Below are 12,089 nucleotides of genomic sequence, written 5' to 3'. Positions count from 1 at the left end.
GATTTAGATGGCTTGATTTTTAACTGAATTGGTTTAAGATCGAAAGAGTGGATAAAAAATATCCACTCTTTTCTATTTTTCACTTAAGGTCAGGTTGTATGAATAGGATATTTATACCTGCTGTACTTTTGTCTATCACACTGATTTTCAGTTTGATTTATCTCATTAATCAAGGTTTTGATTTGGCAGCAATCATCTTTGCTGCTAGCGTACTGGTGGTGTTGATGCTCGCGAGTTATGTTTATCAGCAAATTCGACTTTCTGTGCGTGAGTGTATAAAAGATTCTACAAAATAGTGGATTTTTCTTTTTACGGTGTATGTCTTGAACCGAAACCTGCTTTGGCTTTTAATAAGCTGCACATGAGTCATGGAAAATAATAGCAGGAGCAAGGGATGAGGGCAGTATTTTTAGATGTGGAATCTTTAGATCAGCATGATTTGGATCTGAGACCCTTAACTGCCGCTTTTGATGAGCTGATTTTATATCCTGCAACATCAACCGATCAGGTGCTACAACGCGTGCAAGATGCACAGGTCATTATCACCAATAAAGTACAGATTTCTGCACAAGTGATGCAGCAATGCCCACAATTAAAACTGATTTTAATCTCTGCCACGGGCACTAATAATGTCGACTTAGCTCAAGCCAAAGCACAGGGCATTGTGGTGTGTAACTGTCAGGGGTATGGCACTTCGGCGGTGGCACAACACACTTTGGCTTTGATGTTGGCATTGGCAACTTCACTGCTGAAATATGACCATGCGGTGAAGCAAGGCGTATGGAATAGCTCAAAACAGTTCTGTTTACTGGACTTTCCGATTGTGGAACTTGCGGGTAAAACCTTGGGCATTGTGGGTTATGGTGAGCTAGGGCAGGCCGTGGCCAAACTGGCGCAAGCCTTTGATATGCGAGTCTTGATTGCTACTTTACCTGATCGCCCACAACGTGAAGGTCGCTTACCTTTGTCTGAATTATTGCCACAGGTGGATTTTCTCACACTGCATTGCCCACTGACCGATTCTACCCGTAACTTAATCAGTACGGATGAATTTGAATTGATGAAAGCCAGCGCCTTTCTGATTAATTGCGCGCGCGGGGGTATTGTCGATGAAGCCGCTTTGGCACAGGCTTTGCGTGAAGGGCGTATTGCAGGTGCTGCGACCGATGTATTAACAGTAGAGCCACCGAAAGATGGCAATGTGCTATTGGCAGCAGATATTCCAAATTTAATTATCACTCCGCACAGTGCGTGGGGCAGTGTTGATGCACGACAGCGTATTGTGCAGCAGATGGTGGAAAATGTGACTGCCTTTCAGCAAGGACAACCAATTCGCCAAGTTGCCTGACTAAAAATGAAAAAAGCGCAGTCTGTCGGCTGCGCTTTTTATGGTTTAAAAAATAGTGTGATTTAGTTGAGTTGTTCATTCTGAGCAGGGGAAGAGCTGGATTGACTCAGTGGGTGCGATTCGATGGGAGCAGGCGGGCTATTAGGATCACCTAAAACACTAGCTTTGGCTTCATTCCATTTTCTATTGACTGTAGCGGCGGCTTTCTGTGAGTTTTCTTTGGCGATTTCAGTCTGCTCCTCACTATAGATTTTGGTTTCCTGCCAAGTGCCAGCGACTTTCGGTCTGACTTTGGCAATGCCTTTTTGTGTCGTCCGATCCACAGCATTGGCAGCATCCTGGGCGGTATCTAAGGTTTTTTGCCCCAGCACTTCAAAAATATTTGGATTATCTCCATAGCCTTTTTTCTTGCCACTTTCTGCAGCATGGGCAGATAGAGTCATAGCCACGAACACCGTACTGGAAATTAAGGCGGCTTTTATCAATTGCATGCACTTTGTCCTCTATTGCTCTGCACTATGTTGCAGAAAACATGTTGTAGGCTGGCATGTTTTGCATAGTGTCATGATCGAATGGATACCTCATATTCTGCTGTATCCCATCGGACGTCAAGAATTTTCATTGAATGCCCAAGTACTGCTTGGTTTAAAAATGTGTCTACACCAATGGATTGGTAGCATTATTGTGCTGTGTTCACTGCCGTTTGTGATGAAACCCCAACCGGAGTTTTGGCAATAGGGGTATGTACGCCCACCTGTGCGTTCACATCTGCCTGTGCAGTTGTACTGAGTGCAGTTTTGGTTTTGTTCCAAGTGTGTTGAGTGGTTGCTTTACCTTGCTGCATTTTTTGCCCCAAATAGGCTTGGGTTCTTTCGGCTTTTTCCACACTGTAGTCTTTGGCTTTGGTTGCAGTTTGACCTGCATTTTTCATTTGTTCTGCGCTGAACTGTTTAGTGTTGCTCCATACTGCTTTACTGGTAGATTTAGTTTTTTGAGCACCATTTTCAATGCCTTGACCGACGCGTTCGGATGCTGTGCTGAGTCCCTGTCCAACTTGGGCAGAAGTATGTTGAACGCCATGTCCAACATTTTCTGTTGCTGTGCTTAAACCATTGCCGACTTTCTTGGCAGAAGTCGTTACACCTTCATGAATGTTGTGTAATACACCGTGAGTATTGCCTTGTGCTTCGGCAGAGGCATTGATCTGTCCATTGACTGCGACATTGGCAAAGACTGAAGCAGAAGCAAAAAATGTGGTACTCATGAATGCAGTTTTTATCATGTTCATGTTGGATCTTCCTCTATCATTGCACCCGTTATTGGGAGGGGGATGTGTGAGGCATCATAAACAGATTCAAAATGAGTTTTCGCTTTTGAGATGAAACTTACACAGTTCAGTACAACAGCTTAACACTCGCTACAAGATTGTAGAGATACAAGCTTGCTAGAGGGTGTTGATGTATCTGTATGCTGCCATTTGTTGATATCGGCAAACTTATGTAAGTACAGGGATATTGTAGGAAATGAATTTATAGTTTTGAATTTTAAATATTTTTAAAGGCTTTGCATCATATAGATACAAAGCCTCTATGTTGCTTAGTTACATTGCACAACAGCATCTTTGGCGAAGTTTTTACGTAATTTAATGAAATTTTGCTGTACTTGGGCATTGTTCAGGTCGAAATTGCTGGCTTGACTGGTACCATCTTTCTCGAATGTTGCTGTACTACCTGTAATGAGGGTATTGCCTCTAAAAGACCATTGCTCGACGACTTTGTTGCCGTCTAAATTCCCTGTAAATTCGATGACGCATTTGTCAGTAAATTTGGTGAGTTTGGCTTTATTGTCTGTTGTATCTGGATATACATCTAGGTTTTGAACTTCTTGTAGTACACCTGTTTCCAGTTGTGGAATTTTAGGAGATGAAGTACATGCTGTGAGTGCTGCGCAAGTGAAGCCCGTAAGTAAAAGTGTTTTTAATTTCATATTAACGTTCTTTCTTGTTGAGTGTTGTTAGCTTGAGTATAGGGAATTAAGAAAAGGTTGGCTATAGATTAAATTAAAGTAGTTGTTGGATAATCTATTTCCTCAAAATGATAAGATATGCTTACTACATTATAAAAAAACATGGGATAAGTATTGTAGGGCTTCAGGATAATCTTTAATATTTAAAGTAATATTCTTGTCTAAATCCTCTACATATTCTATTAGTTTATTGAGATTTTTTCTTTTATCATCAGTCAAACTATCCCACCAAGCTGGTGAAATATAAATGTTTTCTGTATACATTAGAATAAGTGCTATAAGTTTATGGTTTATTAAGTGTGATTCAGAAAATATAGAATTTGAGAAGTTTTTACCGTAATCATTATCTTCTTCAAGCCAGCTTATTAATACATAACCAATATTATTAAAAATAAAGCTATTTAAAAATAAGTTTTTTGCATTTACGGTATTTTCTAATTTTTGTAATCTTTCTAAATTGAAATTGAATTCAGGGCTAATTACTGAGCTACATAAAATTTTCTGTGTATCTTTTAATGTTATTAGGCAATGCTTCATTTTGTTGGAAGTATTATTAAGAATATCATTGTGTAGTAGAGATTGAATTTTTTCTAATTTAATCAGAGAATTTTTATTAAATTCAATTTCTATATTTGAACGCATTTGAATTTTATATTGCTCAAGTAAATTTTTCCCTCGATCTTTATTTTCTTTAAAAAAATGATACTTTTTAATAACTTTAATTTTTTTAAATATTTCTAAACAGAGCGATCTATAGCCTATTTTAAGTAGTTGATTGCTAGAAGCTATAAATTCCTTTCTTTCAAAGTCACTAAAAAGATTAGTATCATGTTTGTTGCAGAAACCATAAAAAACTGAGGCTTTAGTAACGCCTATTTCTTTCATGTTTATTTTATATTTAATCATGTCCATATGAGGGCTATAGACTTTATCTTTTTTTGAGATTTTTCTTAAAAATAATTCTTGTGAAACGGAGTGAGCCTTAATAATACCATTGGAGCAATCATTATCGAATTTATTAAAAAGGCATAATTTTAAATTCCTATCTATTTTTTTTAGATGATCTTGTTCTTCTTGTATCGTCATTGGTGTCATTTTCTCTTTATCTAAATGACAATGCTTAAATTTTTTTCCAGAGTCACACCAACATTTTTCATTTCTAGAGTTACTGGAAGTAAAGCTTATTACTTCTGAGAGTGTTTTATTCTTAAATACTAATGAATTCATAATCTTATTAACTTTATAAAGTCCTAAAGAAAACCCCGTTATACTTATAACGGGGTTTTCTTTTAAATTCAAGTAACTAAGACTTTAGTGCTGCAACACTGAAATATCTACAACACTGGTAAACAAGCCACGTAACTGCGCCAGTAAACGTAAACGGTTTGCTTTCAATTCAGCATCATCCGCCATCACCATTACACCATCAAAGAAGGTATTGTGAGGTACGTAAGGAGCTACAAGCTCCGCATCTTTGCTTAAACCGTTTTCTAAAGCTTTGGCAAAAAGAAGCACAGCCCAATAGCTCCAAAAATTCCGCTTAAGATCAGCCAGTCTTTTTTACGCATATCTGCAAGGCGGATCACAGAAAGATAAATACTACTGAAAAAAACCAAAACAAAAATCAGTAAAACGAGCGGATTATTGAAGAAGAATTTGCTGATGCCAAATAGCACAAAAATGGTGGTACTAGAAACCCAATACAGCAGAGCCAAAACAAATTTGTTCACTGATAAATTACGAACAGAACGGTCTAAACGAGGCAGAGTCACAGCTAGCATAATCAGCCCTGCAAAACCGCCCAAAATAGAGATAATCATAAAGAATAGGCCGCTCATATCTGGTTTGGTCTGTATATGAGGATATAGCTTCCATAGACCATAACCGAATGCCAGCAAAAGGGTGTGGCAAAGCACGAGGTAAGCATCTATACGGTAAAACTTTTTAATTGAAGAGGTATTCATTATGATGACTGCTGATTTATTTTTAGTATTAAAAAACCCCGCTATTTCTAGCAGGGTTTTAATTTTATTTCAATTATTGAGCTTAATGCTGCAACACTGAAATATCCGCAACACTTGTAAACAAGCCACGTAACTGAGCCAGTAAACGTAAACGGTTAGCTTTCAATTCAGCATCATCCGCCATGACCATTACGCCATCAAAGAAGGCATCAATTGGCGCGCGAAGGGCAGCGAGTTTAGAAAGTGCTTCGGTGTAGTCTTTCGCAGCCAATAATGGCTCAACCACTGGAGTAATGGCTTGAAGCTCTGCGAATAATGCTTTTTCAGCATCTTCAACCAATTTCGCTTCAACGACTGCACCTTCTGAAGTCGCTTCTTTCGCAAGAATGTTGGCAACACGTTTGTTTGCCGCAGCAAGCGCAGCCGCTTCAGCCAAGTTACGGAAGTGATTAACCGCATTGACACGCTTGTCAAAATCAAGAGGAGATTTTGGAGACAAGGCTTGAACGGCTTGAATCACATCAACCGCAACGCCTTGGTCTTCGTATTTCGCACGGTAACGACCTTCTAGGAATGCAACAGCATCCGCCAAAGTCTTGTCGTGATCTTTCAATACATCGCCATAAGCCGCTAAAGCCAACTTGATGAGTTCTTCAATCGAAACATCAAGATTGTTTTCAGTCACTAAACGCAAAATACCAATCGCAGAACGACGTAAAGCAAATGGGTCTTTTGAACCAGTCGGTGCTTGACCAATACCAAAAATACCAGTGAGCGTGTCTAAACGGTCTGCAAGGGCAATGGTCGTGCCTGTTTTGGTTTGTGGTAACACGTCACCCGCAAATTTAGGAAGATACTGCTCACCTAAAGCTTCAGCCACTTCATCATTTTCGCCTTCAAGACGTGCGTAGTAAGTCCCCGCAATCCCTTGAAGTTCAGGGAATTCACCTACAAGTTCAGACGTTAAGTCACATTTGGCAAGAAGTGCTGCTTTTTCAGCATCGGCAACGGTTGCACCTGTAATTGGCGCAAGGGCTACAGCCAATTTAGCAATACGTTCAGATTTGTTCCAAAGCGTACCCAATTGTGCTTGGAATACCATATTCGCCAGTTTTTCTTTACGAGACGCAAGCGGTTGCTTTTGGTCTTGCAAGAAGAAGAATTCAGCATCTGACAAACGTGGACGTACCACTTTCTCATTACCTTCAATAATTTGAGACGGATCTTTAGACTCAATGTTTGAAATGGTAATGAAGTAAGGCTGGAGCTTGTTATCGCTATTTACCAAACAGAAATACTTTTGGTTGTCCTGCATGGTAGTAATTAATGCTTCTTGAGGCACAGCAAGGAAACGCTCTTCAAAGCTCGCACGAAGTGCAACTGGCCATTCCACCAATGCGGTCACTTCGTCACGAAGATCCGCAGGCACAATCGCAATCGCATTGACTTCATCCGCAAGTGCTTTGACTTGTTGATCAATGATCGCTTGGCGTTCTTCAAAATTCGCCACAACTTTCGCAGCACGAAGTGCATCTAAGTAGGCATCGGCATTGGCTAAAGTAATCGCTTCAGGTGCATGGAAACGATGACCATAAGTCACATTGCCTGCTTTGTGATCCTGAATGGTTGCATCAACAACATCGTTATCTTTAAGCAACACAACCCATTTTACAGGACGCACGAATTCAGTACGGCTTGCCGCAGAACGCATACGTTTTGCAATTGGAAGGTTGTCCAAAGCAGTTTGTAAAATTTGTGGCAGTAAAGCATCAAGGCTTTGACCTTTAACATCTTTCAAGAAGCAGACTTTTTCAACTTTACCTGCTTGGAAAGTTGAAACTTGATCCGCTGTAATGCCTTGACCACGCATAAAGCCTTCAAGTGCTTTGGTCGGCTTGCCTTCAGCATCATAAGCAGCTTGTACAGCAGGGCCATCAAAACGTTTTTGCGTGTCTGCTTGCGCTGCATCTACATTGATAATTTTCAATGCCAAACGACGTGGCGCAGCATAGGCTTCGATAGAATCAAAAGCCAAGCCAGCATCTTTTAAGCCTTTTACAGTTTCAGCTTGTAAGGCATCACGTAAAGTTTTTAAGCTTTTTGGGGGAAGTTCTTCACAGCCAAGTTCAAATAAAACGGTATGTTTAGACATTATTTGTTCTCCGCTGATTTTTCTGCTTGAGCCGCTTCCGCTTCAACCTGAGCTTTGAGTTGAGCTAATACTTCATCACGTAAATGTGGTTCTGCCATTGGGAAACCAAGCTTGGCACGAGCAGCCACATAGCTTTGTGCAATCGAACGTGCCAAAGTACGTACACGTAAAATATAACGTTGACGCTCAGTTACAGAAATCGCACCACGTGCATCGAGCAAGTTAAAGCTGTGTGATGCTTTAATCACTTGTTCGTAGGCAGGAAGTGGAAGTTCAGCTTCCATTAAGCGCGTAGCTTCCGCTTCATAGAAGTCGAATAATTCAAACATTTTTTCAACGTTGGCATATTCAAAGTTATACGTCGATTGTTCTACTTCATTTTGATGGAATACATCGCCATAGGTCACTGTACCAAATTGACCTTTGGTCCAAACAAGATCGTAAACTGAGTCTACACCTTGTAAGTACATGGCCAAACGTTCAAGACCATAAGTAATTTCACCTGTCACTGGGTAGCATTCAACCCCACCGACTTGTTGGAAGTAAGTAAACTGAGTTACTTCCATACCGTTGAGCCAAACTTCCCAACCCAAGCCCCAAGCACCCAGTGTTGGAGATTCCCAGTTGTCTTCGACAAAACGAATATCGTGAACCAGTGGGTCAATTCCGATGGCTTTAAGCGAGTCAAGGTAAAGCTGTTGGATGTTGTCTGGGTTTGGTTTTAACACCACTTGGAACTGGTAGTAGTGTTGCAAACGGTTTGGGTTTTCGCCATAACGACCGTCTTTTGGACGACGTGAAGGTTGTACATAAGCCGCGTTCCAAGTTTCTGGCCCTAAAGCGCGAAGGAAAGTTGCTGTGTGGAAAGTCCCAGCACCCATTTCCATATCATAAGGTTGTAAGATCACACAACCTTGTTCAGCCCAGTAGTTTTGTAAGGCAAGAATTAAGCCTTGAAATGTATCAATATGCGATATGGCGCGACTCATGGTGCATCCATTAAAAATTAGAGAAAAATTGGCTCTAAGTATAAGGATTTTGCAGGGGAGTGGCAAAGGGTTCAGCTTGAATCATCAATTTAAAATTTGTGTATATATTTGCTATGGCTTGAACACGGTTAGATAAGGTGAACTGCTGAAATTCGAATCTTCAAATTCGAGTTTTAAAGCTTGAAGATCAATTGTGTAGATTGGGCTATCATCAAGCATTTTGCTATAGTGAGGACAATTCATAACAACAAAAGTGACAAGTCATGCTGAAATTTATTCTATCCACCAGTGTATTGGTTCTTGGCTCTATTGGGTTGGTGTGTGCCCAACAACCGACGACTGAATCGGATCCGTATAGCGAATGTGTTGAGCAAACCATTCAAGAGCAGCAACTGGCAGGGATTAACAATAGCGTGGTACAAATTTGCGCGGATCAAGCCAAACAAGGCTATGAAAAGCAAATTGTGGCATTACTCGATCAAATTCGGGTACAAAGTGCGGAGTGGCATCAACCTGAACGCTATCAAGCCATTTTAAAGTCGCAGCGGTTGTGGAAAGCCTATGTTGATCAAGAGTGTGAGAATGCTGGACAGTATATTGGTTCGCCCATGTATGCGTATTGTCCAATGCAGCAGTATGCTGAGCGGGTTGCACAGTTACAGCAATATATTTAACAAGTTGTTCAACAGAATTACTCATAAGAATAAGATATAAAATAGATGCATCTTATTGGGAAGACCACGTATAATTTTGCACCAGTTAAGTGCAAAAAAGTAGAAGGGCGGCTGTGTTTCATATGCAACTTGAATGGTTAAATACCTTAAAACCTAATTTTAAAGTGTTACCGCTAAAGGAAAGAATGCTCTGTGGTTTAGGTGCATTATTGGGCTTAGCACTTTCCTCGCTTATTAGTTGGTGGGTGTTGGGTGATATTAATGCATGGTACATTGCTCCAATGGGCGCATCTTCGGTACTGCTGTTTGCTGTCCCCGCCAGTCCTTTGGCGCAGCCATGGAATATGATTATAGGTAATACTTTGGCGGGCTTTATAGGCGTCACTTGTGCGCTATATATGCCGAATTTAACCGAAGCATTTAGTATTGCGGTGGCGTTGTCGATCTTTTTGATGATGACCACTGATTCTTTACATCCACCCAGTGGTGCTGTCGCCATTACTGCGGTGTTGGGTGGTAAAAGTGTGCATGAGCTAGGCTATGTCTTTATTGCCTATCCTGTGTTATTGAATTCATTATTGCTCTTGATTATCGCCATTATCTTTAACCGAATGTTGGGACGCCAATATCCGCAAACAGCACAGCTAAACTCACGTTCCACCGATCCGACACCGACCCAAAAAGTCACCATTCAGCCGCAAGATATTCACAATGTGTTGGAGCATCAGCCACAGTTGCTCGACATCAGTGAATATGATTTACAAAAGATTATTCTCAAGGCACAGCAAATTGCCAACGCACGTGCAGTGAATGAACTAACCTGCCAAGACCTGATGTCTAAAGATGTACTGATGCTGAATGAGCAAGATGATATTCATTTGGCCTTAGATAAGTTTAAACAAGTGAACTTGATGAGCTTACCCGTAGTCAATGCAGACAACCATTTGGTAGGAACTTTAGCATTGTATGAAGTCGTGGAATGGTTTAAACGTGCTGCCGACCCGAAAGCCAGTTGGGAACATCAGGTGAAACAAATTATGAATCGACAAGTGGTGACGGTACAGCCAAGTCAGCCAATTCAGGATTTAGTGCCGTACTTTGTAGAGCGTTCGTTTAACTACATTCCTGTAGTTGAGCAACAACAATTGGTGGGAATGATTAGTCGTGCAGATATGATTGCAGCATTAAACCAGCAATTAATTCAATTGAAAAATCAAAAATAAGTGAGCTAAATAAAAAAGCTACGACTCTTTGGGGAAAAAGCCGTAGCGACCAAAATGGTAGGTCAAATGATATTGTTTAAAACCTATAATGGTGTCTTGTTGTTATTTACAGTACGTATAGGGCGGTGGTAATTCGATGCATCTGAATCTATCGCTTCTACCCGTTTCGGAATGACTAGCCATAAAATCAAATACACTAAAATACCTGGAAATGCGGCACTCATGACGGAAACCAAAAAGAAAATAATTCTTAATAAGTTTGCATTCCAACCAAAACGTTCAGCAATACCGCCCATAACACCTGCAATTATATTTTGGCGATTCGAACGATATAAACCAACATTGGCCATTCAGGTCTCCTTAAAAATTGAATGAGGGGTATCTTGCAAACCCATAGTTAATAAATGGTGATGCAATTCAATTTTTAAAGCAAAGCCAGCACGAAAATAGTTAAGTTATGTAAATAAACATAGGCGCTCAGCCGTGTGCTACATAAAATGTGATCAAATTTACAGATGCCTTTATTTTTGATAAGTAAATACAGGTGCTTACAATGCTATTGCTGAATTTAAGGATAAATGACGCGATAACATTTTTTACCCTCTGGGTGCTCGGTCAAATGAATGTGGATTGTGTATTAACGTGATGAAATGGAAAAGTGTAAGACTTCATCCGAAGTTAGGTGGGGCGTTACTGGCTTGTTTGTGTGTCAGTCTAATTTTGGCTGCGTGTAGTCGCTCAACACCCCCAAATCCAAATGCTGACCCAATAGCATCTGCTGCTGAAGAACAGCCTACATCTGCTGCCCATCCGCTACAGTCAGGCAAGAAATTAACGGAAGTGGCGGGGCAGGCGAGTATACCTAACGAGGCGGCATCAACAGTGCAACAAGATTCAACTGATGAGCAAGCCCCTTATGTGGGACGCTATCATGTCAAGATTTCCTGTAAAGATGACTTCGTACAATGCTCTGAAGGTGCAGCAGAATATATTTTGACTTTGGCTGCTGATGGTTCTGCCTATCGGAGTATTGTTTACACAGGAAAGCTGTTTAGTGAAAAAATGGCTGAAGACAGTAATATCCGAACTTATCGACGTGATACATGGTCAGTGAACCCAGAAGATTCTGAATTGGTGGTGCATTTAGAAGAGGGGGCAGAATTTTATTATCGGATCGATAAACAACAGAATCTTATTCTAAATTTGGATCGAACTTTAGATCTAGATAATCAAATGAATCAACACTTGTTTGCAGCAGGCTATCCCATGCCGACACAAGCGTATCGTTTAATTAAAGATCAATAATTTGCAATGAAATTTGACGCTATCAATTTGCTATGAAAATCTAGTAGCGATGCGGAGAGCGGTGCTCAAGGAGATATTTTAAGATGTTTTGCAATAAATGGTGGGTCGTCCGCGACTCGAACGCGGGACCAACGGATTAAAAGTCCGCTGCTCTACCAACTGAGCTAACGACCCATTTAGAATGCTTTCACATTATGACAGCTTTTAAATAAAGCTTAAAGATGGTGGGTCGTCCGCGACTCGAACGCGGGACCAACGGATTAAAAGTCCGCTGCTCTACCAACTGAGCTAACGACCCATCAGGAATCAAAATAAGTGGTGGGTCGTCCGCGACTCGAACGCGGGACCAACGGATTAAAAGTCCGCTGCTCTACCAACTGAGCTAACGACCCATCTCGTTTTGATGGAG

The 12,089-nt window shown here is 40.7% G+C and carries 13 protein-coding genes, 3 tRNA genes and 1 pseudogene; 5 read left to right on the top strand and 12 right to left on the bottom strand.

What is annotated here, in order from left to right; all coding sequences use genetic code 11:
• Nucleotides 1-98 precede the first annotated feature (98 nt).
• Together DCO44_RS16570 and DCO44_RS00745 are read left to right on the top strand one after the other, a co-directional pair.
• Nucleotides 99-296, top strand: coding sequence for a hypothetical protein (locus DCO44_RS16570; RefSeq protein WP_133243147.1), 198 nt, complete (start codon nucleotides 99-101; stop codon nucleotides 294-296).
• Between the two features lie 98 nt (nucleotides 297-394).
• Nucleotides 395-1,348 carry a 2-hydroxyacid dehydrogenase gene (locus DCO44_RS00745; protein WP_116758720.1) on the top strand — a complete coding sequence of 318 codons (954 nt, stop codon included), beginning with the start codon at nucleotides 395-397 and terminating at the stop codon, nucleotides 1,346-1,348.
• Nucleotides 1,349-1,410: 62 nt separating this feature from the next.
• On the opposite strand, the gene DCO44_RS00740 is transcribed toward DCO44_RS00745, so the two are convergent.
• The 8 genes and pseudogenes from DCO44_RS00740 to glyQ all read right to left on the bottom strand — a co-directional run bounded on the left by DCO44_RS00740 (nucleotide 1,411) and on the right by glyQ (nucleotide 8,478).
• The gene (locus tag DCO44_RS00740; protein ID WP_133243146.1) at nucleotides 1,411-1,791 is read right to left on the bottom strand and encodes a hypothetical protein; all 381 of its coding nucleotides are present in this window, start codon (nucleotides 1,789-1,791) and stop codon (nucleotides 1,411-1,413) included.
• Nucleotides 1,792-2,027: 236 nt separating this feature from the next.
• On the bottom strand, nucleotides 2,028-2,636 hold the full coding sequence (locus DCO44_RS00735) for a hypothetical protein (protein WP_116758718.1): 609 nt from the start codon (nucleotides 2,634-2,636) through the stop codon (nucleotides 2,028-2,030).
• 308 nt (nucleotides 2,637-2,944) lie between these two features.
• Nucleotides 2,945-3,334: a hypothetical protein gene (locus DCO44_RS00730; RefSeq protein ID WP_116758717.1), complete on the bottom strand. Its 390-nt coding sequence runs from the start codon at nucleotides 3,332-3,334 to the stop codon at nucleotides 2,945-2,947.
• A gap of 129 nt (nucleotides 3,335-3,463) precedes the next feature.
• A complete protein-coding gene (locus DCO44_RS00725) occupies nucleotides 3,464-4,672 on the bottom strand; it encodes a methionyl aminopeptidase (protein WP_133243145.1) in 1,209 nt (402 codons plus the stop codon).
• A gap of 12 nt (nucleotides 4,673-4,684) precedes the next feature.
• A pseudogene (locus tag DCO44_RS00720) lies at nucleotides 4,685-4,885 on the bottom strand (hypothetical protein); the annotation flags it as partial.
• Nucleotides 4,864-5,337, bottom strand: coding sequence for a hypothetical protein (locus DCO44_RS00715; RefSeq protein ID WP_116758714.1), 474 nt, complete (start codon nucleotides 5,335-5,337; stop codon nucleotides 4,864-4,866). The gene DCO44_RS00715 and the pseudogene DCO44_RS00720, both read right to left, overlap by 22 nt.
• 82 nt (nucleotides 5,338-5,419) lie before the next feature.
• Complete coding sequence (gene glyS / locus DCO44_RS00710) at nucleotides 5,420-7,489, bottom strand: glycine--tRNA ligase subunit beta (protein ID WP_116758713.1); 2,070 nt, start codon at nucleotides 7,487-7,489, stop codon at nucleotides 5,420-5,422.
• Nucleotides 7,489-8,478: a glycine--tRNA ligase subunit alpha gene (gene glyQ / locus DCO44_RS00705; protein ID WP_116758712.1), complete on the bottom strand. Its 990-nt coding sequence runs from the start codon at nucleotides 8,476-8,478 to the stop codon at nucleotides 7,489-7,491. Before glyQ ends, glyS begins: the two co-directional genes overlap by 1 nt.
• A gap of 263 nt (nucleotides 8,479-8,741) precedes the next feature.
• Between glyQ and DCO44_RS00700 the strand changes: the two genes are divergently transcribed.
• Nucleotides 8,742-9,152: a lysozyme inhibitor LprI family protein gene (locus DCO44_RS00700; protein ID WP_116758711.1), complete on the top strand. Its 411-nt coding sequence runs from the start codon at nucleotides 8,742-8,744 to the stop codon at nucleotides 9,150-9,152.
• A 122-nt stretch (nucleotides 9,153-9,274) separates the two neighbouring features.
• The gene (locus DCO44_RS00695) at nucleotides 9,275-10,375 is read left to right on the top strand and encodes an HPP family protein (RefSeq protein WP_416224508.1); all 1,101 of its coding nucleotides are present in this window, start codon (nucleotides 9,275-9,277) and stop codon (nucleotides 10,373-10,375) included.
• A gap of 83 nt (nucleotides 10,376-10,458) precedes the next feature.
• Here the strand turns inward: DCO44_RS00695 and DCO44_RS00690 are convergent, their stop codons facing one another.
• A complete protein-coding gene (locus DCO44_RS00690; protein WP_116758709.1) occupies nucleotides 10,459-10,725 on the bottom strand; it encodes a PspC domain-containing protein in 267 nt (88 codons plus the stop codon).
• A 292-nt stretch (nucleotides 10,726-11,017) separates the two neighbouring features.
• On the opposite strand from DCO44_RS00690, the gene DCO44_RS00685 reads away from it, so the two are divergent.
• On the top strand, nucleotides 11,018-11,680 hold the full coding sequence (locus tag DCO44_RS00685; RefSeq protein ID WP_133243144.1) for a hypothetical protein: 663 nt from the start codon (nucleotides 11,018-11,020) through the stop codon (nucleotides 11,678-11,680).
• A 98-nt stretch (nucleotides 11,681-11,778) separates the two neighbouring features.
• Here the strand turns inward: DCO44_RS00685 and DCO44_RS00680 are convergent.
• From DCO44_RS00680 to DCO44_RS00670, 3 genes are all read right to left on the bottom strand, one after another.
• Nucleotides 11,779-11,854, bottom strand: a tRNA-Lys gene (locus DCO44_RS00680).
• A gap of 48 nt (nucleotides 11,855-11,902) precedes the next feature.
• Nucleotides 11,903-11,978 (bottom strand) — tRNA-Lys (locus DCO44_RS00675).
• An 18-nt stretch (nucleotides 11,979-11,996) separates the two neighbouring features.
• A tRNA-Lys gene (locus DCO44_RS00670) sits at nucleotides 11,997-12,072 on the bottom strand.
• Nucleotides 12,073-12,089 lie beyond the last annotated feature (17 nt).

Source organism: Acinetobacter sp. AM (genome assembly GCF_003105055.1).
Classification (GTDB): Bacteria; Pseudomonadota; Gammaproteobacteria; order Pseudomonadales; family Moraxellaceae; genus Acinetobacter; species Acinetobacter tibetensis.
The sequence above is the reverse complement of the archived record's forward strand: the minus strand, read 5'-3'. Positions and strand labels throughout refer to the sequence as shown.

Bases quoted from the DNA above. Each gene is read 5' to 3' on its own strand.
- DCO44_RS00730 (WP_116758717.1), bottom strand. From the start codon at position 3,334: ATGAAATTAAAAACACTTTTACTTACGGGCTTCACTTGCGCAGCACTC.
- DCO44_RS00740 (WP_133243146.1), bottom strand. From the start codon at position 1,791: ATGACTCTATCTGCCCATGCTGCAGAAAGTGGCAAGAAAAAAGGCTAT.
- DCO44_RS16570 (WP_133243147.1), top strand. From the start codon at position 99: ATGAATAGGATATTTATACCTGCTGTACTTTTGTCTATCACACTGATT.
- glyQ (WP_116758712.1), bottom strand. From the start codon at position 8,478: ATGAGTCGCGCCATATCGCATATTGATACATTTCAAGGCTTAATTCTT.
- glyS (WP_116758713.1), bottom strand. From the start codon at position 7,489: ATGTCTAAACATACCGTTTTATTTGAACTTGGCTGTGAAGAACTTCCC.
- DCO44_RS00690 (WP_116758709.1), bottom strand. From the start codon at position 10,725: ATGGCCAATGTTGGTTTATATCGTTCGAATCGCCAAAATATAATTGCA.
- DCO44_RS00695 (WP_416224508.1), top strand. From the start codon at position 9,275: ATGCAACTTGAATGGTTAAATACCTTAAAACCTAATTTTAAAGTGTTA.
- DCO44_RS00715 (WP_116758714.1), bottom strand. From the start codon at position 5,337: ATGAATACCTCTTCAATTAAAAAGTTTTACCGTATAGATGCTTACCTC.
- DCO44_RS00735 (WP_116758718.1), bottom strand. From the start codon at position 2,636: ATGAACATGATAAAAACTGCATTCATGAGTACCACATTTTTTGCTTCT.
- DCO44_RS00745 (WP_116758720.1), top strand. From the start codon at position 395: ATGAGGGCAGTATTTTTAGATGTGGAATCTTTAGATCAGCATGATTTG.
- DCO44_RS00700 (WP_116758711.1), top strand. From the start codon at position 8,742: ATGCTGAAATTTATTCTATCCACCAGTGTATTGGTTCTTGGCTCTATT.